Annotated in this window: 19 protein-coding genes; 10 read left to right on the forward strand and 9 right to left on the reverse strand. The window is 60.7% G+C overall.

Features of this window, described 5'->3' with window-relative positions; genetic code table 11:
• The first annotated feature begins 247 nt into the window (after positions 1-247).
• On the forward strand, positions 248-481 hold the full coding sequence (locus AC1VNX_RS25330) for a hypothetical protein (protein WP_483160381.1): 234 nt from the start codon (positions 248-250) through the stop codon (positions 479-481).
• 22 nt (positions 482-503) lie between these two features.
• On the opposite strand, the gene AC1VNX_RS25335 is transcribed toward AC1VNX_RS25330, so the two are convergent.
• The 6 genes from AC1VNX_RS25335 to AC1VNX_RS25360 all read right to left on the reverse strand — a co-directional run bounded on the left by AC1VNX_RS25335 (position 504) and on the right by AC1VNX_RS25360 (position 5,041).
• Positions 504-1,187 carry a YqaJ viral recombinase family nuclease gene (locus AC1VNX_RS25335; RefSeq protein WP_483160382.1) on the reverse strand — a complete coding sequence of 228 codons (684 nt, stop codon included), beginning with the start codon at positions 1,185-1,187 and terminating at the stop codon, positions 504-506.
• Between the two features lie 113 nt (positions 1,188-1,300).
• On the reverse strand, positions 1,301-2,299 hold the full coding sequence (locus tag AC1VNX_RS25340) for a DUF932 domain-containing protein (protein ID WP_483160383.1): 999 nt from the start codon (positions 2,297-2,299) through the stop codon (positions 1,301-1,303).
• 67 nt (positions 2,300-2,366) lie between these two features.
• Positions 2,367-2,828, reverse strand: a complete 462-nt coding sequence (locus AC1VNX_RS25345) for a hypothetical protein (RefSeq protein ID WP_483160384.1) — start codon at positions 2,826-2,828, stop codon at positions 2,367-2,369.
• A gap of 153 nt (positions 2,829-2,981) precedes the next feature.
• Positions 2,982-3,329, reverse strand: coding sequence for a DUF2958 domain-containing protein (locus tag AC1VNX_RS25350; RefSeq protein ID WP_483160385.1), 348 nt, complete (start codon positions 3,327-3,329; stop codon positions 2,982-2,984).
• A gap of 214 nt (positions 3,330-3,543) precedes the next feature.
• Positions 3,544-4,590, reverse strand: a complete 1,047-nt coding sequence (locus AC1VNX_RS25355) for a toxin-antitoxin system YwqK family antitoxin (protein WP_483160386.1) — start codon at positions 4,588-4,590, stop codon at positions 3,544-3,546.
• Positions 4,591-4,627: 37 nt separating this feature from the next.
• The gene (locus tag AC1VNX_RS25360; protein WP_483160387.1) at positions 4,628-5,041 is read right to left on the reverse strand and encodes a hypothetical protein; all 414 of its coding nucleotides are present in this window, start codon (positions 5,039-5,041) and stop codon (positions 4,628-4,630) included.
• A gap of 162 nt (positions 5,042-5,203) precedes the next feature.
• Between AC1VNX_RS25360 and AC1VNX_RS25365 the strand changes: the two genes are divergently transcribed.
• The gene (locus AC1VNX_RS25365; RefSeq protein ID WP_354425558.1) at positions 5,204-5,446 is read left to right on the forward strand and encodes a helix-turn-helix domain-containing protein; all 243 of its coding nucleotides are present in this window, start codon (positions 5,204-5,206) and stop codon (positions 5,444-5,446) included.
• A gap of 293 nt (positions 5,447-5,739) precedes the next feature.
• The gene (locus AC1VNX_RS25370; protein ID WP_483160388.1) at positions 5,740-6,036 is read left to right on the forward strand and encodes a YhjD/YihY/BrkB family envelope integrity protein; all 297 of its coding nucleotides are present in this window, start codon (positions 5,740-5,742) and stop codon (positions 6,034-6,036) included.
• Here AC1VNX_RS25370 and AC1VNX_RS25375 read toward each other — a convergent pair.
• The 3 genes from AC1VNX_RS25375 to AC1VNX_RS25385 form a co-directional block, all read right to left on the reverse strand.
• The gene (locus AC1VNX_RS25375) at positions 6,010-7,101 is read right to left on the reverse strand and encodes an IS630 family transposase (protein ID WP_483160389.1); all 1,092 of its coding nucleotides are present in this window, start codon (positions 7,099-7,101) and stop codon (positions 6,010-6,012) included. The two genes, AC1VNX_RS25370 and AC1VNX_RS25375, sit on opposite strands and share 27 nt — an antisense overlap.
• A gap of 112 nt (positions 7,102-7,213) precedes the next feature.
• Positions 7,214-7,963 carry a hypothetical protein gene (locus tag AC1VNX_RS25380; RefSeq protein ID WP_483160390.1) on the reverse strand — a complete coding sequence of 250 codons (750 nt, stop codon included), beginning with the start codon at positions 7,961-7,963 and terminating at the stop codon, positions 7,214-7,216.
• A 53-nt stretch (positions 7,964-8,016) separates the two neighbouring features.
• Positions 8,017-8,460 (reverse strand): DUF5675 family protein, encoded by a 444-nt coding sequence (locus AC1VNX_RS25385; RefSeq protein WP_483160391.1) that lies wholly within the window; start codon positions 8,458-8,460, stop codon positions 8,017-8,019.
• Between the two features lie 574 nt (positions 8,461-9,034).
• On the opposite strand from AC1VNX_RS25385, the gene AC1VNX_RS25390 reads away from it, so the two are divergent.
• From AC1VNX_RS25390 to AC1VNX_RS25420, 7 genes are all read left to right on the forward strand, one after another.
• Positions 9,035-9,703, forward strand: a complete 669-nt coding sequence (locus tag AC1VNX_RS25390) for a hypothetical protein (RefSeq protein ID WP_483160392.1) — start codon at positions 9,035-9,037, stop codon at positions 9,701-9,703.
• Positions 9,704-9,813: 110 nt separating this feature from the next.
• Complete coding sequence (locus AC1VNX_RS25395; protein ID WP_483160393.1) at positions 9,814-10,611, forward strand: NYN domain-containing protein; 798 nt, start codon at positions 9,814-9,816, stop codon at positions 10,609-10,611.
• 323 nt (positions 10,612-10,934) lie between these two features.
• The gene (locus AC1VNX_RS25400; RefSeq protein ID WP_483160394.1) at positions 10,935-12,146 is read left to right on the forward strand and encodes an ABC-three component system protein; all 1,212 of its coding nucleotides are present in this window, start codon (positions 10,935-10,937) and stop codon (positions 12,144-12,146) included.
• Complete coding sequence (locus tag AC1VNX_RS25405; protein ID WP_184605504.1) at positions 12,143-12,658, forward strand: three component ABC system middle component; 516 nt, start codon at positions 12,143-12,145, stop codon at positions 12,656-12,658. The genes AC1VNX_RS25400 and AC1VNX_RS25405 overlap by 4 nt, the downstream gene beginning before the upstream one ends.
• Complete coding sequence (locus AC1VNX_RS25410) at positions 12,655-14,601, forward strand: DUF3732 domain-containing protein (protein ID WP_483160395.1); 1,947 nt, start codon at positions 12,655-12,657, stop codon at positions 14,599-14,601. The genes AC1VNX_RS25405 and AC1VNX_RS25410 overlap by 4 nt, the downstream gene beginning before the upstream one ends.
• 64 nt (positions 14,602-14,665) lie before the next feature.
• Entirely contained in the window at positions 14,666-16,315 is a 1,650-nt protein-coding gene (locus AC1VNX_RS25415; protein ID WP_483160396.1) for a hypothetical protein, read from the forward strand.
• On the forward strand, positions 16,308-18,899 hold the full coding sequence (locus AC1VNX_RS25420; RefSeq protein ID WP_483160397.1) for a phospholipase D-like domain-containing protein: 2,592 nt from the start codon (positions 16,308-16,310) through the stop codon (positions 18,897-18,899). The genes AC1VNX_RS25415 and AC1VNX_RS25420 overlap by 8 nt, the downstream gene beginning before the upstream one ends.
• Positions 18,900-19,067 lie beyond the last annotated feature (168 nt).

The raw sequence follows: 19,067 nt of genomic DNA on the forward strand, positions 1-19,067 counted from the left end.
AGGTCTCCACGTCGGACCGGGGCACCGGTGCGAAATCAGCGCCATTCAGATCGCGAGGTCGAGGGAAGACGACCTGGAGGAGGAAGATGGGCTGCGAGAGAAGGTGATGCATCGGTTGGACGTCAAAAAGCCCGCGCAAGGCGGGCTGGTGAAGAAGAAAGGAGCTGGGAGGAGAAGAAGAGCCACAGTGCCCTCCGGCACACGCAGCTGTATCTCTAGAAGTGAATCGACACGGCACAATCTCGGCATGACGACACAGCAGGAGCTACCCGACGAGGCGCTGAGCGCAATGGCGACCGAGTGGCGCAGGAAGGCCCTTGCGGGAGACCTTCATGCCCGCGGTATCGCGCACGAACTCGAGACGGAACTGCGTCGGCGTGCCGGGGCGCCGATTACGAACTACGACGCACTGGACCTTCGGCCGCTTGAGACGAGAACCCTGCGGCGCCGGCGCTGGTGGCCGTTCGGGCGGGCTCGCTGACGTCGCGGGGCGATCGCAGCGCTCATCCATCGCCATCCGACAGGGGAGGCGCCTGGTTGCGCTCGACATGTCGCCAGAACGCCCGCTCCTGCCGGATGAGCCGCGCGATCTCGAACTCGTGGCGTTCGATGCGGTAGACCTGCAGCTCCTGGCCGCCCAACAGCACGACCACATCGGCGGCCTGCGCGCCCGTGACCGCAAGCTGATGCAGGATGCGAAGCCGGATGTACTCGGGAACGCCCAGGGCCCACAGCGGGGCCATCTGCATGCCGACCGACAAACACTCGAGTAGTTGGACCTCGGAGGATGCGACGACTTCGCGAACGACGGTGGCGGACATCCAGGGATATTCTGGATGCCGCCACGTGGTGTTGACGCAGCGTACCTTGCGCCCCGTCCGCATCGTGTAGTGGGCCGCCACGATCGGCTCGAGCAACCGGCTCCAGTACGCGCTGCTGTCGTTATTCAGTCGCACGGGGTGCAGCAGGTCCCGCCGGCCGGTCTTTTCCATCCAGAGGCGGACCTGGGACTTGAAGGGATCCCGGTCGAGGGCAGCGGCCGCATCGAGGTCTCCGATTCCGGGCTCGCGCATGTCGGGCCATCGGTCGCAGCGCGAGTGTTGGGGCTGAGGCGGCTGGACCAGTTGGAGTTGCGGCCGCCCTGCGGGGTACGTCGCTCGCAGACGCTCCGCGCGTGTATTCACCATGCTTTTCTCCTTGAGAGGTTCTGATGTCCATCCGGCAAAAAGCCCCTCTCCTGTGAAGGAGAGAGGCCTCTTTTTGGGGGGACGGGGGGTTAAAACGCCCCTGTGAGAGGGCTTCAGGACGTGAGCTGAAGTGCGCGGTCAAGGGCGCGTTGCTTGATCGCCGCGCCTTGGCCGAACCAGGCGCTGTCGAGCCGGTATTCGGGGCTGCAGGCCCGGCGTTCGTGGTCGACGAACTCGGTCACCGCGTTGAGCAGACCCCAGGCCGTGCCCTTGGCGGCAGCGAGTTCGGCGCCTCGTCCCCTGCCCTCGTAGAGGGCTTGCACTGTCTTCAGGGCACGGTCATGCGGCAGGCCCGGCTGTCCGGTATTGCCCTGCTTGCGGATGGCCTCATGGGCGTTCGGTCCGCACAGCACGTGCAGGAAGTAGTCCAGCGATTCCTTCTCTTTGACCTTGCGTTCGGACAGCTGCTTCATGCGGTGCATGAAGTGGTCCCACTGGGAGACAGCAATCCCCAGCTTCTGCTTGATGGCGTCGGCATCGAAGCGGGTGTTGTGGGGCACCCGAATCGCGTTGCTCGTGCCGTCCAGCGCGATGGACAGGGTGTTGTTGCAGACCACCCGGACGGTGGTCGGGGTGACGGTGGTGGCGAGGGTGCCGTCGCAGGAGGTGGCGAGCAGCAGGTAGCCGTCGACGACGTCCGAGCCCTTGAGGACGGCCTGCTTGCCGGTGCGCGCCAGTGCCCAGAACTTGCGTCCGGCCTTGAGCACGCCGGCGGTTTCCATCTCGTAGCCACCGATCTCAGTAAGGTCGCGGTAGAACTCGAGCACCGCCCGGGGCTGCACGACCTGGTAGCGGCTGCTCACGACGGACAGGGGGGCCTGGGTGTCGCTGCGATAGAGGACCTTGTGGTCCTGGAAGGACTCCAGGGTCTGGAGGGACGGGTCTGTCTCCGGACCTTCGCTCATGTAGCGCACGGGGGTTTCTCGGATGGTCCAGTCCATGCCGGCACTGCGGGCCCAGACGTCGATCGGTTGCTTGGGCGGGAGTCGGTGGCCAAGCAGGTGCCAAGGGGTGTCACCTGCAAAGGCCATTTGTTCGATGAGATGTGCCATGGGGAATGGGAAGGGAATGAGGAAGAAAATGGGGAAGAAAAGAAGAACCGGGACCGCGAGTGCTGCGTTAGTCCAGGTCCAGGTCCGGGTCTTCGGGGTCGTCGTAGAACGGGCCCTCGGCTGGGGACGGCCCTGCTGGCCGGAACGGTGACGACGCCGGCGCTGGGTCCGGGGACGACCACGGTCCGTCGGACACGCCCCGTCGGCCGCTGAAGGTGTGGCCGCAGTTGGTGCACCTGCAGTTGTTCAGGACGCGGTCATCGACAACGCGCCCGAAGATGGCGCCGACCTCGGTGCCCAGGGCGCCGCCGCCCAGGCCACCGAGCACCACGCCGATGACAGTGCCGATCGTTCCGCCAGCCGGACCGGCGGCCATACCGACGGCAAAGCCGACGCGCGCGCCGCGAAGCGCACCGGCAACGCCGCCGGCGGCACCTGCCAGGCCGCCGAGCGTGCCGCCGGTTCGCTGGGCGATGTCGCGGGTTTCAATGCGGTCGCAGCCGCAGTTGGGACATTGAAGGGAAGACAAGGTGAAAGTGCTCCTTTGAAAGCAGGTGGAAGAAAGAAGAAGAGAAGAGCTGGAAAGGCCGGACCCAGACGGCAAAAAGCCCGGTCGACGGCGAGGCCGGACCGGGCTTTTCGAGGGGGTTGTTGAGTTCGGGGAGCGAAGGAGGAACAGGCGTCAGTCGACGATGCGGCCTGCAAGCCGTGCCAGGCGTGCGTATTCGCTCAGCGGCTTGTTGGCTTTCCAGTGCAGGTCGCGCTCAACACCGAGAGCACCGCCCATCAGCCGGATCGAGTACAGCTCGCGCACGGACACCACTCCGATCTCAGGGGTGCCCAGACCAAGATCACACAAGCCGTAGGCGAGGTCTTCGTCTCCGGTGTCCAGCTCGGTGATGAGCCAGGTCGCGGCCCCGCAGGGGTTGAACCACTTGACCACGGGAGGCGGATCGAAGCGAGGGTTATCGCGCGAGGCTTCGCCGTTGGCGAGCAGCAGCTGGCGCAACTCGGGGGTAATGAGTTCCATGGGTCTCCAAGTCTTGGCCCGATGGGTGGTCGGGCAAATGGGTATCTGGGAAGGCATCGGGCCGCGCTGCGCAAATGAGCAGACGGCATAGCGCCCGGCCACCACGGCCGGGTAGGGCCGGGCACGCCGGGCGCGGCCGGGTGAGATGGGATGCAGAAACGAAAAAGCCGCCCGAAGGCGGCTTGAGAAGGATTGGAAGATCGAGACGGAGGCATCAGCCTGGGCGTTTGCCGCTTCGGCACTCGGCCTCCCATTCACCAAGCTGATCAGCGGTGATCAACTCGTCCTCACCATGCTGGACGCGGAAGGCGACGATCTGCGTATCCACGCAGCCCTGCACATTGGAGGCAGTGCCCGGTGGCACCACCGTCACTGCCGACTTCGCTGTCGGTGCCAACGGCACTTCCACGCCGTTGTCGTATCTGGCCACGACCTGGAGTTCATCCGTTGGGTTCCTGTCGCTGTCCAGCGTGGCGACCACGACGTCACCATGGGGCTTGCCCATCTTCCATTCGCTGCGATCCCTGAGCTTGCCGGAGAAGACGTCGTAGTTTTCTTCGATACCGTCCTTGATCCCGTCGACCATCCTGACGCAGTACGTCAGCCGGTCGGTGCCGCGTGAATAGCGTACGAGCTCGCCGTCGACCAAGCCCTTGGAGTACGTGGTCCGGAAGACCAGCTTGCCGGTCTCGTCGTCGACGATTTCCTGTTTGCCGTGCACCTTCCCTTGTTTGAAGCTCATCTGCAGGATCTTGCGCCCCGACTCGGGCCCGTACATCGCCATGTCGCCGTCCAGGACGCCGTTGTCGAACTGTGCTTCTGCTGCGAGCTTGCTGCCGTTGCGAGGAAAGTAGGTCTTGATGCGTCCATCCAGCGCCCCCTTGTCGAAACTCATCTCGTCGGACAGCAGTTGGTCCGCAGTGGCGCGGCAGACTGCCTTGCCATCCAGAACACCTTGATCGACATCGACGTCGCAGACAGCGACAGCGGTGTAGATGTCCGCCTGGATGCCCAGCGACGTGTAGACGTTGGAAAGGGTCTGGTGGTAAGCCCCGTAGTCCCTGCGGCCCATGAGGGCTGTACGTGCGGGAATGTTGGTAAGGTGCCCTGAGTACGGCTTGTCGGCACCAGCCCGGAAGATCTTGCCGTTGACGACCTCGGCGTTGCGGAACTCCAGGGTCGAGGGGCCGCAGGCGGCCAGCAGAAGTGCGGCGGCCACGGACATGCACGGCGCGAGAAGCGCCTTGATGATGGTTTTCATGGTGTGTGGAGAGGAAGGAAGTGGTTGACCGGTCCGCTCACTTACGGATCGACAAGCCGATGGCGCCGCCGATGAGCAGCATGCCGGCGAAGCCCTGGAAGGCCTCGTCATCGCCCGCCAGGGCGATCAGCAGTACCGCCGTGATCACCGTCATGATGATCTTGGCGCTCTTTGGGAGGGTCTTGATGGTGGTGCCGACGAGGTAGTAGATCTCCCCGCTCCAGGCGATGACGACGGCAGCCGGCGGGAACACCAGGAACATGCAGACCAGGGCCCAGCGCTGGCGGAACCAGGGGATGGAACCGTAAGGACTGGGAGGCGAACTTCCTTGCGTCTGAATCGCTGACGGCATCTGTGCCGCAACGGCCTGAGGGGCTCCGCATTTGGGGCACGTTGGGGCGGTTTCGTGGATCTGGTGGCCGCAGCCGCGGCAGTGGACGAAGTTGGTCATGAATGTTCTCCTCGATTTATTGAACGGAATGGGAATGAGCTACATGTCTGCCGGGGCAACCGACCTACACGTAAAAGGCCGTAACGGCATTTCCTCAAGGGCCAGATCATAGATAAAAAAGGTCAAAACGGCCTTTTTTGAGATGGCGGCGAGCATCGAGAGATGCTTCCGTCCATCCATCACCGCCGTTACGACGTACTGCGCAAGCATTTGCGCGGAACTCGACGGACTGCGGGGCTGACGCAAGCGGAGCTCGGCTCGCGCATGAAGGTCGACCAGTCCTACATCTCAAAAATTGAGCGCGGTGAGCGATACGTGGACGTCTTGCTTTACTTGGACTGGTGTCGGGCTTGCAAAATGCCTCCGGAGGCTGTTCTGGTCGACCTCATTCGTGCAGGGGCCTGATCCGAACCAAGACAAGCCGCGTATATGAAGTCGGATTTGCGAAAGAGGCTTCCCGGATTGGCAAGCTGGTGATAGCGACTTTTGAAGCGCGCGGCGTACTGCTCACTTCAGTCATATAGGTCTGAAGATTTCTGGAATCGGGCCGCTCTACAGCCAAGGGCAGTTTGCAATGTCGATTCGGCCGGTGGAATCAAGAGATTGGCTCGATCCACAGACACTCGGACCATCGTGGCCTACAGGGGACAGCTTCTTGCGGCCGCGAAACCGTTCGATTCTTCCTCCTTCAGCGATACATGTTTGCCCTGGCCCGCCTGACGATCGACCGCGCCCGGAAAGAGCGCCTGCCACAAGTCGCCGGAAGCCTGGCGTTCACGACCTTGCTGTCCATAGTGCCCCTGCTGGCGGCGAGCTCCGCGCTGCTCACGCGATTCCATGCCTTCACGCGGTTCAAGGATGCGCTTCAGGAGTTCTTGCTCAGCAGGCTGCTTCCGGCGGACATTGCACGCACGGTGCTGAAGTACCTGAACCAGTTCGCCGCCAACGCCAATGGCTTTTACTTGCACCTAATGTCCTGTCCCGCTGATACGTGAGCAAAGTCGATGCAGCTTTTCAAGGATCGAGTCGGCGGTGGCGGTCCACTTGAAGGGCTGGCAATCGGCGTTGTAGGCGGTGACGAAGCGATCGATGCGTTGCACGAGTTGCCTGACGCTGGAGAATGAGCCGCGGCGGATGGTCTTGTCGGTGATGAGGGCGAAGAAGCGTTCGACCTGATTGAGCCAGGAGCTGTAGGTCGGAATGAAGTGCATGTGCCAGCGCGGCCGAGTCGCCAACCACGCCTTGATCTTCGGATGGCTGTGGGTGGCGTAGTTATCGACGATACAGTGGATGCCCAACCCAGGCGGCACGGCCTTGTCGATCTCGCGCAGGAACGACAGGAACTCCTGGTGCCGATGGCGCGGCTTGCACGCCGCAAGCACCGCACCGTTGAGCACGTTCAACGCCGCGAACAGCGTGGTCGTTCCATGGCGCTTGTAGTCGTGGGTGAAGCCCTCGACATAGCCGAACCCCATGGGCAGCATTGGCTGCGTGCGCTCCAGCGCCTGGCACTGACTCTTCTCGTCCACGCAGATGACCAGCGCGTTGTCCGGTGGGCTCAGATACAGGCCGACCACATCGCGCAGCTTCTCGATGAAGAACGGGTCGTTGGACAGCTTGAAGCTATCGGTGCGGTGCGGCTGCAGGCCAAAGAGTTGGAAGTAGCGCTGCACACTGGTCTTGGAGATGCCTGTCTCGGCGGCCACCGTGCGTACGCTCCAGTGCGTCGAGCCGTTGGCTGGCTTGGTGTGCAGAGTCGTCTTGATCAGGTGCGCCACTCGCTCGTCATCGATCGTGCGAGGCTTGCCCGGGCGCACGTCGTCGTACAGGCCTGCGATGCGCCGCTCGATGAACCGTGCCCGCCACTTGCCTACCGTCTGCTTGGTCATCTTCAGCCGTGCGGCGATCGCGTTGTTCGGCTCGCCGGCTGCGCTGGCCAATACGAGGCCCGCGCGATTGCACAGCGCGGCGGGCAGCGAGCGGCTGCGCACGAACGACTGCAACTGCGCTCGCTCGTCGTCACTCAACACCAGCTCTGCCTTCGGCCTTCCTGTTCTCATCGCGGTATCTCCGATCCCAAGATACCGCATCGACATGCAGAATTAATGCCAGTTATTTGCGGGACGGGACACTAATGGGTCTTTGCTGAAGTGCCGGGCAAGGCCGCCGGCTTCAGCTGGCATTCTTCATTAGGCCGAGCACATGCCATGCGGGTTCGGCTTTGGATCGCCAGAAGAGGGTCTTGTCGGTGCAGGCTAGATCGGGGATGAAGATCTCGAGGTTTCGACTGTCGTCCGCCGCGACCCGGGTCCCCGTGCATTTGTCGATATGGTCGCGGCCGCGCTCCGTGAACACCGTGATGATTGCCGGATTGGGATAGACCTCGGACCATACACCTGGCTTCACCTGAGTCCATTTCCGAAGGCCGGCGTATTCGCCATATTCATAGTTGAAGTTGAACTTGACCGGTCGTCCCAGCGCGGCTGATGACGCAATCGGGCCAACCTCCTCCGGGAGGACCTCCTTCGGAACCGTTGTCTTGTTGACGGCAAAGCCGCTTGGGGCAACGCCTTGGCAAGTGGCGTTACTAAATGCCCGATCTCCTCGGTCATTTCCGATCCCGGCCGGATCCAAGAGGTAGACGACCACGAATATTGCCAATCCTCCGCCCGCTTGGATCTTGCTCTTGTTGCCGGGAATCGCCAGTTGCAACTTGAGCATACCGGGGATGGCCGCCCCGAGTGCGGCAGCCGTAAGCGCGAAGAGGATCGTCTGATTGCGTTGCTGACCTGTCGTGGGGCATGGAAGAAAGATACCCACCGAAAAGGCAAGCACTACCCCAACAAGTCCGAAGAGAAAAAGCAGTCTGTCGCGAATAATGGCATGCTCCGAGGCCAACCGCTCAGTAGCTTTTGTGGTCATCTTTGCCGTCCTCTGACGTTGGCCTAGGTAAGCTGCTATTCGCCGGCTATTCGCTACGCAACTTCCGCAGTGTGGCCAAGACGGTTTCCCAGTCTTGACATGAGTTCTTTGAACGTCGCAACGCTGCTCGTGACACCAAGGCCGTTAGGGGCAATGTCGGTAAGTTTTTTACCGACAGCAATACAGCCCTTGAGTTGAAAGGGCCAGTTCGCATTGTGGATCTCGCACAAGCTACGACCTTTCTTGCCTTTGGGTATCAGATCCCTCGTCCCGAATATGTTCAGCAAAGGGTTGTGGAATACCACTGTTTTGCCGTGGGCGGGTGATTCGTAGGGAAGCAGTTCATAACTACCCAGTGGTATGCACGATGATCCGATCTTGTTGTCGTTCCAACGCTGCTCGCATGTAAAACAGAAGAACGTTCCATCCAAGTAGAGCTTCCCGAATTCGCCTTTGCTGCTCGAAAGACTGCGGTCTCGGATCACTTCCAGGTGCATGGCGTCTCCAGTTGGCGAAACCTCCGGAACCGAATTTTGGCGTACAAGCATCTAGCGCTGGCATCCCCAAATTTGGGGAGGCGCGGTCATCATGACGCACCTTCCCGCTCTTGTAGTAGTCATAGAGCAGCTGATGACTTCCTCTGCACTCAAAATGCCAAGCCCCGCTCAACTTTTGATCCGGTTCCGAATTAATAGGAACGACTCCGACGCTTGCAGCGAGCGCCCAGAACTTGTCTAAACCCATTTTCAGTCCGCCCAGGTCGACGTCGAAAGCACGCCCTGATTCGTGAAGACTGCTGCCGGGTCTCGGACTGTATGCCGACTTCTTTTTCGACTCATAGTCGAGGGCCGTCTGAAGTTGCATCTCGTAGCTCTAGAAGAGATCCGATAGAGCGAAGAGCCCCCTTTCTCCCGAACGGCTTCCCTCAACCTGAAGATCGCCAACTTCATGTCCGGTGTGGACAGTGCCATACGCTTCGGAAACCGCTCCGGCGTATCGCGTGTCTGGATGAAGTCCCTATCGCCTAAATATGGGATGGCGCACGAGTAACCAAAGATTACATTCGGCCGCATGAAACTGTTGCTCCGAACTCGATTCGTACTCGCTCTTTGCGCAATCGTGATGGTGTCCGCCTGCGGTAGAGCAACGCTTCCAGCACTTCCGTACCCTGCCGTCCAGAGTTCCAGCCTTTTGAATCAGTACGTGCTCGCGCTTCGTGCGATGGAGAAGCGACAGATTGCCTACCCTGACGAGCCGCTGTGGCTGCGCGATGAAGGTGGCAGGAGCGTTGATACGGTTCTGAATGCGGACAACGCGGCAATGATTTTCTATGGCCTTGCGCAAGCGGGTGTCGGCAGCGAAAAGGTCACGAACGAGATTCTCAACGGGCTGCCGCCGATCTTGCAGCGCTACGAAATGGCCTTCGAGAAGAGCCAGGGCAGGTGGTATCAGGACGAGTATGTCGAGACCATCGGCATCCAGCTTGCGATGCTGACTGTGCTTCAGCCGAAGCTTTCCGGCGTTCTGCCAGGTCCGGAGCGCATGGTCTATCGTGCAGCATCGAAAGCTGTCCCCACGCCTGTCTCCGACAACGCCCAGCAACTTCTTCAGTTCTACAAGACATCTCAAACCGAAGCGAAGAACAGCATCCTCGCCAAAGCCGGTGAGCTAGCGGGATCCGAACGGCTGAAGCCCGCAGCCAAGGATCGCCTGCAGACGATCCTTGCCAGATACCGCTGATTGACTCACGGCGCCTTGTGCTTCTGCAGACGAGGCCATAAGGCGAAGAGCATGCGAACTCAAAGCGGTCCCGAAGTATCTGTACCGTCTCGTGCTGAAACAGCGCGTAAATGAATCCCTCATCCGCGAATGGTGAGACGCGCGTCGCCGTCCTCGTTGACTGCGACAACGTCACCCCAGAGATTCTTGAGTATGCATTGCGCGTGATCGCTCAGTTCGGTCGTGTTGTCTTGCGTCGCGGCTACGGGAATCACGGCACTCTTGCGCACAAATGGCAGGATGCTCTGGTTCGGTTGGCATTCACCCCCTGCCTTCAGTATCAGTACGCGGCCGGCAAGAACACCGCAGACATCGCGCTGGCTCTCGATGCAATGGAGGCCATGTTTGATCATCGGGCCGAGACCTTTTGCCTGGTTACCAGTGATTCCGACTTTGCATACCTGTGCCGAAAGCTTCGCGAGCGCGGCGCGACGGTGTGTATCGTCGGCGAAGCCAAGACACCAGACGCATTGCGCAATGCCAGCGACCAATTCTTCGAGTGGGTGAGACCAGAAGCGTCTGAACTACCACCGGACACGCCCGAGAAAGCAATCGTGAAGGCAGCGATGGTAAAGCCGGAAGCGACGAAGCCGGCAGCCAAACGTAGGCCGCGTTTCCTCGTCGATGCAGTCAGCCTGCTCGCCAGCGATACCTCCGAAGGCAAAGTCGGTCTCGGGGCCCTCGGGCAATATCTGAAGCGCACCGATCCAGCCTTCTCACCGAAGCTCTATGGCCACTCAGGACTGCTCGACATGGTCCGGACCTATGATCTTTTGGTTCTGCAGCAGGAGGCCGAGGGACTGTGGTCTGTGAGCTTAGTGGCCCAAGATCCAGTGGGTACAGAGACGGGCTCTCCATTGACGAACTGATGTACTGCAGGAGTAGGTGTACGTGGCTACGAGAAGGGATTCGCCCAGCAGGCTAGACGAATGCAACGCTGCCGCCGAGTTGCAGGACCACAGCAATGAGAATACTGACTACGAGGGACATCGGCCATGCATATCGAAAGTGTCACGATCACTGGGCTCCGGTGTTTTGGCCTTCCCTCCGGCAGGCATCCCGCTAAGCGCGGGTCTCATCGCATTCGTCGGTTCGAACGCTTCGGGCAAGACCGAGATACTGCAGGCATTCGTGCAACTATTCGGAGCCCGAACCCCTTCGATTGCATAGTGCTCCCAGGAGGTTCATCTCCATGAGTCCAGCCCTTTCCGCTTTCGGCGCCGCCGGTTCGATGGCGGGCTATCTCTACCAGGTCCGGATCGCGCTGCTTTGGTCCATCCGACGCAGCCGCGTCGGCGACTTCACGGTCAGCATTGAGACGCTGGACGATGTGAGCTTCGAGGTCAGCGGCAAGGCCGACGCCGTGCTGCAGACCAAGCACTCTCTTAACGCAGTAGCCAACTTGACTGACTTGAGCTCAGAGGTGTGGAAGACCCTGCGAATCTGGCTTGTCGGATTGGCCAGCGGAGAGATTCCGCTCGAGACAGCCCGATTCTTGATCACCACTGCAGACGCCCCCGCGGGTAGCGCCTGCGCCGCATTAGGTGTGGAAGGGGCTGGACGCGACGTGGCCGAGGCGGCCAAGCTGCTCGAGCAGGCTGCAATCACATCGAGCAATACCGAGCTCAAGGAAGCGTTCGAAGCGTACCTAGGATTAGAGGAAGCTGAGCGCGAGGCCCTATTGGGCCGTGTCTACGTCTTGCCGTCCCAGCCCGACGTAGCCGCTATCGAAGCGCAATTGCAGTCTGAGCTCTACCATGTCTCCCTGCACCACCAGGACTTGTCAGTCCAAATGCTCGAAGGTTGGTGGTTCAGGCGTGTGCTCGACGAACTGGTCCAACCCGCCGGTGGCATCCCACGCGCGGAGATCGATGCCCAGATCACGGAGATCCAGGAGTCGCTAAAGCCCAATTCTCTGCCGATCGACGGCGAGCTTGACGCGTTGATGGTGGCACTGGAGCAGTTGCCAGAGTTCGCCAGCCGCCCTTTCTACAAGCAGGTGGAGCTAGTCGGAGGCAGCCAACTACGCATTCGCAACGCGATCACTAGCTACTTGCAGGCTTTCCGTCAGCGCTCGGCCTGGGCTCGCGACGACCTGCTGTTCGATGCCGACCTGCAGAAGTACGACCAGCGCCTACATACGGAGTGGGAACTGCAGTTCGCTCAGGCCTGCGACGAACTCGGCGCCGGCGCCTCTGAGGACGCCATGGCCCGGGCCGGCCGGGCCATCCTAAAGTGGGCCGAGGACGCACATGTGCCGATCCGATCGGGCGTCAATGTGCCCTGGGTCTGTCGAGGTTCGCTGCACATGCTGGCGGAGGATCTGCGCCTCGGCTGGCATCCCGAATTCCAGACGCGGCTGCAGGCGGTCTTAAGTGAGTCCGGTAAGGGTTGCGTGGCATGAGTGTCTGGCAAGACCGCACCATCGAGCAGCGCAACTTGCTCAATCCGGCCTTCTGCGCGATCGCCGTATGGCACCTCGCGCGGGGCTATCACACCGAGGCCATTGCGCTCGGCAGTGACACGGGCAGCCTGCCGTTCGCACTGGCGTTCGTCGGTACAAGCTTAGTGTTGCGTGGGCAGACGCGTGAACAATTGCCTCGCTCGATCGCCACCTCGCTGCCCACATGGGTAAATGACCACCCACTGGAACGTTCAGCTGTCGCCAAGGGCGTGGTCGTCTTGCGCGCGGCGGTGCGCGAGGCACTGCTGTTCGGGACACAGCATGAACTGCTGTCGCTCGATGGCTACCGACTCAAGGCCAACGCTGCATCTCTGAAGAAAATCAATGCCTACTTGCGTGATTCAAGCGCCGAGGTAAGGGACTGCATGCGGCAGGCGACGTTTGTCGGCCGCTGGCTGTGCAAAGCGGGCGCGCCGCAAACCGTACTGGCGCTGTTGGGAGTACAAGCATGATCCAGATTCGCGCCGTCGTAGTCTACAGTCACGATGGCCGGCACCGAGTGGTGCCCTTCAAGCCGGGCAGAGTCAACATCATCTCGGGCGATCCACGCACCGGTAAGTCGTCTCTTCTGGGCATCATCGACTACGCCTTGGGCGCTAAGGAAATCGACGTACCGGAAGGCAAGGTGCGACGCAATGTCGCGTGGTTCGGCCTGCTTCTTGAGACCGGTCGCGGTCAAGCATTCGTGGCGCGCCAGTTGCCAAAAGGCGACGGGAAGTCCAACGAAGTGATATATGTGCAAGCCGACGGTGAGGTACCGATCCCCACCGCCGATATGCTACGTGCGACCACCAATCGCGACGGTCTGCGCGCGTTGCTGGCGTCTTGGGCTGGCATCTCCGATTATTTGCACGAGCCCCCTCCAGGCCAGACTCGGGATCCGTTGGCCGCCACGATCAGTCACGCGCTCACCTTCTGTTTCCAATCGCAGTCCGAGATCGCGCAGCGCAAGTACCTGTTTCACGGATCAAATGATCGCTTCGTGGCGCAGTCGATCAAGGACACCCTCCCCTACTTCCTTGGTGCCGTCACCGACGAATACGTCGCTCAGCAGCAGGAACTCAAGCGCGTGCGCGCTGAGATCCGGCAGATCGAGCGCAAGCTCGCGGAGGCAGCAGCCATTCGCGGGGAGGGTCTGGGTCGCGCCGACACATTGCTAGCCGAGGCGAAGGCAATCGGCCTGAGCACGTTTGACGACAACGCCTCCTGGCAAGAGAAGATCGAGGCTCTGCGCGTAGTACAAAACACCCCCGTACCATCTGCCACATCGGAAGCTGGCGACGACGTCGAGTTCCGTCGCCTCTCCGACGTGCGTAGCGAACTTGTACGACAGCAGCGCACGCTCCAGTCGACGCTCGAGCGCGCCCGCAGCTTCGAAGGCAGTTCCAGGGGCTATGCCGCAGAGGCTCGCGAACATACGGCCCGGCTCCAGGCGGTGACGGTTTTTGAGCATGATGCGCCGGGGCATGCTTGCCCGCTGTGCCTGCAGGACCTGCCCGAAGCCTCACAGGTGCCGTCGATCGGTGATCTGCGCGCCGCGCAGGACTACATCGGTGAGCGCAGCGGCGCGATGGATGCCGCGACCCCGCGCATCGCAACCGCGATACAAGAAGTGGAGACCCAGCTCGCCGACGTACGCCGCCGCCTCGACGACAACCGAACGCTGCTCACGGCCGTCAAGCGCGGCAGCCAGCGCCTGCAGTTGGCCGCCGACACCGAAGCACGGCGCGCCATGGTTTTAGGACGCATCAGCTTGTACATGGAGAACATCCCTCAGATGCCGGACGTCAGCGAGCAACAGGCACGGCTGAAAGCGCTGCGGATGCAAGAGGTCCAGCTCGACGAGGCCGTTAGTACGGACACGATTCAGGCGAAGTTGGACTCTTGTCTGTCCAATGTCAACCGATACCTCTCCAACTATGCCAAGCAGATCGACTTGGAATACTCTGATTCGCCACTGCGCCTCGATTCGCGCAACTTGACCGTCGTGGCCGACACGCCGGAGCGGCCGGTGCCCATGCGCGAGATCGGCAGCGGGGAAAACCACGTTGGCTACCACATCGTCGCACACCTCGCCTTGCACACATGGTTCGCGAGCCGTGGCCGCCCGGTACCCTCCTTCCTGCTTCTGGACCAACTATCGCAGGCGCATTTCTCCCCCGACACCGTACCCGACAATGGCGTGACACAGGAGAAGATTGACACGGACCGCCGGGCCGTCAAAAGGCTCTTCGGCCTGATCTTCGATGTCGTCGAGACCTTGCAAGGCAAGTTCCAGGTGCTCATTACCGATCACCCAGACTTCAGTGACGACGCCCGGTTTCAAGAGGCGCTGCGCGAGCGCTGGCGCGACGGATTGAAGCTCGTGCCGGATGACTGGCCGCGCGCCGCGTAAATAGCACCGTGTCAGCGCAAAGGCGAACGGACTAGATCACCAGTATTGAGCAGAATTAAAAACCATGTCGATAAAAACCAGCTGGGTAACGCCTCCCCACACCATTGGAGGTCTGGACCATATTGGTACTCAAGGCCCATGCATCCAGATCTATTCTCAGCTGCTTCCCGGCATTACAAATGTCACAGACAGGGCACGGTACTACAGCTTTTATCCATGGTTGATCCGCTCGTATGAGGAGCGAGACATTCACCGCCAGGACTTCAACGCCTTCCTTGAGGCTTACAGAAGGGCCGACTGTCTTTTCACGATGATTGCCGAGCGCCATGCGCAAGTCATGGGTGACGACGCGGCACGCCACGGACCCGCGATGGTTGGGCGAGAAACGCTCAACGATGCTGTCAGGCTGGTCGGAGAAGGCAAGTCGATCCGGCTATCGACCTACACGACCCGAGAGCAATCGACCGAACGCTACTTTGCCAACAAGCTAGGCGGCCTCGGCCAGTACTACGCGGGAACACTGACGCAACTCGGCATCTTGGCCACGATCGAGAAGCCGTGGTTGAGCTACACGCGCGAGCGCGGCGAGCCGATCGCACAGGCGTTCAACATGGGCGTTGACGGCCGCTCGTTCTGGCAAGCTGTGGACGCGGATATCGTCTCGGCAAAGACGCTGGATGCGCTCCAAGATTTCTGCCCTTGTTGCCTGCCTCAGCGGCAGGGCGAACAAGCGGCTTTGCTCGACATTTTCTTCGACCGGAAGTCTGAGTTCGAGGCACAAGGCGCCCAACGACGCAAGAGCCTGGCGCTCTTACTGCATCTGGCCGGCGCATTGCAAGCCGCCGGACTCTCCGCACTTGACGAAGCGACCTTCCGCGCCGCCACCTACACAGAGTCCCTCGTGGACGGGACAGCATGGCGTCCTCCAGCATCCTTGGCCCACACCCGCCTGGCCTGGGCCTACTACGTCCGCAATGACCTGGTATCCGTTGCGATGCAGAAGGCATTTTCCATCTCGCTCACCGCGTTGGTAACGGAGCCAGTGCCGCCAAGCTCCATAGAGGAGTTCAGCCAGTCGCTGGCGAAGCGCCCAGAGCTTCTCAAAGCACTGGGCAAGTTGAAGGCAAAAACCTTCGGTGCGCTGTGCAGTTCCCTGGAGTCTGGCGCCCCTGCACTTGGCGACTTCATGGCGAATGAGCATGAGTTGTCCTGGGCTGCTGCTCGCATTTCCAGGGAGCGCTTGCAACTGGATCAGGAGCCTGCATTTCTGGCGTCTGTGGTGAACATGTTGGCACTTCTTCGCATGCGGGAGAACCAAGAAGCCCCAGCCTATGGCTCTCTGACCATGGACCAGGCGCAGCTTCAAGATTCCCCTATCAACTTGGGATCGTTTCGCGAGCGCTGCGTAAAGTGGAACGACATGACGTTGTCAGCCGTCGTCGCCGACCTTATTGCTTGGATCCTGGAAACTCATTTGCATGTCGCACTACGCAAGCTGCGACAAAGTTCGACTGCCACCTTTCGCGTCCATCCAACTGAGCGGGGAATCGAGGCGCGCGGCGACATTCCCGTGCCCGCGAAGACCAATCCCCGTATCCGCCAGGCGATCCGGATCTTGCGGGATGTCGGCGCCCTAGCTCGCGAGACCGACAGCAGCGGAGACCTACGGGCCACCACACTTGGCATCCAGCTCTTCGAGGCTGCCCATGAGTGAAACCGACGACGGCATCTCCCTACTGGCAGCTCTCAAAGGTGCGAAATTTGACGCTTCTCTGATAACGACCTTCAATGCAACGCTCCCGTTCTACGAGGAAGTTGTACTTCGGCGTCTTCAGGCGGCCGAGTCGAAGCACAACGTGGTGCTCATGGACAGTGTCCAGTGCGCTCGTTCATGGGCCACGCCATCTTTGAGGCCGCGCCTGGCCGGTTCGGCGTATGCGCTCATCCCCATGGCCGCGCCTGGTGCTTTCCACCCAAAGATCTGCCTGCTCGCCAGCAAGAAGCGCTGTGCCCTGTTCATTGGCAGCCACAACCTCACGCTTTCAGGCTTCGGCTTCAATCGGGAGGTCACGACGTACATCGACGTGGGGCCAGATGCCGATCCGGCGCACAAGCTAGTGCTTAGCCACGTCTGGAGCCTGATCCGCGAGTGGCTTCGGACCCAGGAGGACAAACTGGCGCCGTCCGTGCTGGAGGCCGCACACAGGATCGGCGAACTTGTTCCGCAAGCAACTGGCGTTGAATCGAAGCTTTCCGATATCCGCTTGCTCGGGCAATCCAGCAGCGGGCCTTCATTGCTCGAACAGCTCGACCGAGCGATGCCAGCGATGCCCGAGCGCGTGGTGGTCACTGGCGCATTCTTCGACACTCAGCATGCACTTTTGAAGTCGTTGGAGGCCCGTTGGCCTGGAGCCGCGATCAAAGTGATCATCGATCCCAAGACCGTAGCGCTCGGCGGTCGCCCCAAGGGACTTCGTTCGCAGTTCGTCGACGCGCGAGAGCTCTGGTCGGAGCAGGCTGCACACTATCTTCACGCCAAGGCACTCCTGCTCGACTTCGGCGACTCCCATATGCTCGTCGCAGGCAGTGCGAACCCAAGCCGACCAGCCTGGCTTGGAGGCGAGCGCGCAAACTTCGAGGCCATGCTCGTTCGGCCCAACCTCGAGCTTGCCAGTTCGCGCTTCGCCAGAGATCTTGCACTGGGTTTTTCAGCTCCTGCGATGGATGACTCGGAGTTGCGCGCAATACCAATCACGCACCAAGAAAGCGAGAACGACGACGAAACTCCGAGCGCTCCAGTGCGGATCGTTGCTCTCGCCGCGGGGACTTCAAAAGTCATTATCCCAAGGTCCGAGTCTGAAGAATTCGCTGAGTTCGTAGTGCACATGGAGGATGGTTCCCACACAGCCCCTGCGGCCCTTGAGCGTTCCGAGGATAGGGAGGCAATCGCAGAACTGGGCGAGAAGGCGCCTGCAGTGCGATGGCTAGAGCTCAGCGGCCGCAGTGGCAGGCTCCTGCGCATCATCGTGCACCATGATGATGCTCTGAGCCGTGGTGTAGCGCGCTCGTACAGAACAGCGCTTCGGGACGCGCTGGCCGGCTTGGACTTTAGCGGTGCCAACATTGAATCTCTTATCCAGCAGATAGAGAAGGCCATTTTTGACGATCCTGAACAGGTGGTATTGCCTCCCTCCAGCATCGGGCGGCCAGGCTCAAGCGAACAAACCACGACGGCTCCAGTGCGGCCAGCATCGCTCGCTGTTCACATCGGTGAAACCGCCAGCACAAGAAATAACAGAAGAAAGCGCCTTCTGCAATCAGGAAGCCTTCTTGAGGTGCTCGATGCACTCATCTACCGATTGGGCCAAGGGCTGCCAAAATCGGCGGCATCGATCACCGAGTCACAGCCGCTCTCGGAAGAAGAGCTTGTCGGCACAGAACACGAGGAGGCCAGCCAAGAACCTGTTGCTCCCTTGCCCCTGCAAGCGGTCGATGCAGTGAGAAAGCGACTAAAGCAAGTCGTCAGTCGCATGATCAAGCAGCTCAAAGCGGCGCAAAACGAGACCCGTCCTGACCTTCGAGCGGCCAAGACTCGTACCTGCGCGGTGCAACTCGTCGCGGTGCTCTCGTTGGTGAGGGAATTCCGGCGTCTTCGGCACCTCCCCCAATGGCGGCAGATGGGCGGATTCATCGACTCGGAAACCCGCCAGGATCTCCTGTCACAGTCGATGGTCATCCTTTTCGGGCGTTCCCAAGGCATCGCTTGCGATGTTCGCGCCGACGACAGCGAGGTCCAGGAGTTTGAAGAGCTCGGACAAGTGCGAGCACTGCTGGCATGGCTAGCCTGGGACATTGGCCACAGCCTTTTGAAACGCATTGAGCCCATGGCGCAGAAGGCAAAAAAAGACCACTTGGTTGCGGCCTACGCCTACCTTTACGAACTATTGCCAGCCATTGCCGTCGACGAAGAAGATGCAATGCAACTTTCCTCTAGCGTGCGAATGACCAATACGCCAACCGCTGACGAAGGTGCTAACGGCGAGAACTGGCTCAACTATCACATCAAGATCGGCTGGGAAGTCGCCACAGCCCCGGCTGCTGCCTACCCGGATCAAGAAGGAATCAAAGCCGGCGATCTGATGTATGTTCCCTATTCCACCCCCCCCCAGTTCAGCGTCGTCATTGATGTGACAGCCCAGGATATTTGCCTGAGTGAACTGGATAGAGAACGCAGGTTCACGCGCTTCGCCTGGCGGCCGGAAAGTCAGGATCGTGCGTTGTTACAAGCCAGCGGATAGTCAGGCCCAGATCTGCCGGTATCTGCATTTTTCGAACCGGATCCCAGTCAATTCGCACCTGCCGCGGCATCCACGTGTCTGCCATCGGTGTTGCCTTGCTGTTCATCGGCGCCATCTTCGGAGGCGTCGCACCGGAGCCACAGCAGCTTCTGCCGCCCTAGCTGTCCA

It is taken from the genome of Variovorax sp. TLI9-5A, from assembly GCF_056867935.1.

What these genes read in the sequence shown, in the direction of transcription:
- AC1VNX_RS25400 (WP_483160394.1), top strand. Translation starts at nt 10,935, where the DNA reads ATGAGTCCAGCCCTTTCCGCTTTCGGCGCCGCCGGTTCGATGGCGGGC.
- AC1VNX_RS25375 (WP_483160389.1), bottom strand. Translation starts at nt 7,101, where the DNA reads ATGAGAACAGGAAGGCCGAAGGCAGAGCTGGTGTTGAGTGACGACGAG.
- AC1VNX_RS25390 (WP_483160392.1), top strand. Translation starts at nt 9,035, where the DNA reads ATGAAACTGTTGCTCCGAACTCGATTCGTACTCGCTCTTTGCGCAATC.
- AC1VNX_RS25330 (WP_483160381.1), top strand. Translation starts at nt 248, where the DNA reads ATGACGACACAGCAGGAGCTACCCGACGAGGCGCTGAGCGCAATGGCG.
- AC1VNX_RS25370 (WP_483160388.1), top strand. Translation starts at nt 5,740, where the DNA reads ATGTTTGCCCTGGCCCGCCTGACGATCGACCGCGCCCGGAAAGAGCGC.
- AC1VNX_RS25355 (WP_483160386.1), bottom strand. Translation starts at nt 4,590, where the DNA reads ATGAAAACCATCATCAAGGCGCTTCTCGCGCCGTGCATGTCCGTGGCC.
- AC1VNX_RS25350 (WP_483160385.1), bottom strand. Translation starts at nt 3,329, where the DNA reads ATGGAACTCATTACCCCCGAGTTGCGCCAGCTGCTGCTCGCCAACGGC.
- AC1VNX_RS25380 (WP_483160390.1), bottom strand. Translation starts at nt 7,963, where the DNA reads ATGACCACAAAAGCTACTGAGCGGTTGGCCTCGGAGCATGCCATTATT.
- AC1VNX_RS25385 (WP_483160391.1), bottom strand. Translation starts at nt 8,460, where the DNA reads ATGCACCTGGAAGTGATCCGAGACCGCAGTCTTTCGAGCAGCAAAGGC.
- AC1VNX_RS25365 (WP_354425558.1), top strand. Translation starts at nt 5,204, where the DNA reads ATGCTTCCGTCCATCCATCACCGCCGTTACGACGTACTGCGCAAGCAT.
- AC1VNX_RS25395 (WP_483160393.1), top strand. Translation starts at nt 9,814, where the DNA reads ATGAATCCCTCATCCGCGAATGGTGAGACGCGCGTCGCCGTCCTCGTT.
- AC1VNX_RS25360 (WP_483160387.1), bottom strand. Translation starts at nt 5,041, where the DNA reads ATGACCAACTTCGTCCACTGCCGCGGCTGCGGCCACCAGATCCACGAA.
- AC1VNX_RS25420 (WP_483160397.1), top strand. Translation starts at nt 16,308, where the DNA reads ATGAGTGAAACCGACGACGGCATCTCCCTACTGGCAGCTCTCAAAGGT.
- AC1VNX_RS25405 (WP_184605504.1), top strand. Translation starts at nt 12,143, where the DNA reads ATGAGTGTCTGGCAAGACCGCACCATCGAGCAGCGCAACTTGCTCAAT.
- AC1VNX_RS25340 (WP_483160383.1), bottom strand. Translation starts at nt 2,299, where the DNA reads ATGGCACATCTCATCGAACAAATGGCCTTTGCAGGTGACACCCCTTGG.
- AC1VNX_RS25335 (WP_483160382.1), bottom strand. Translation starts at nt 1,187, where the DNA reads ATGGTGAATACACGCGCGGAGCGTCTGCGAGCGACGTACCCCGCAGGG.
- AC1VNX_RS25410 (WP_483160395.1), top strand. Translation starts at nt 12,655, where the DNA reads ATGATCCAGATTCGCGCCGTCGTAGTCTACAGTCACGATGGCCGGCAC.
- AC1VNX_RS25415 (WP_483160396.1), top strand. Translation starts at nt 14,666, where the DNA reads ATGTCGATAAAAACCAGCTGGGTAACGCCTCCCCACACCATTGGAGGT.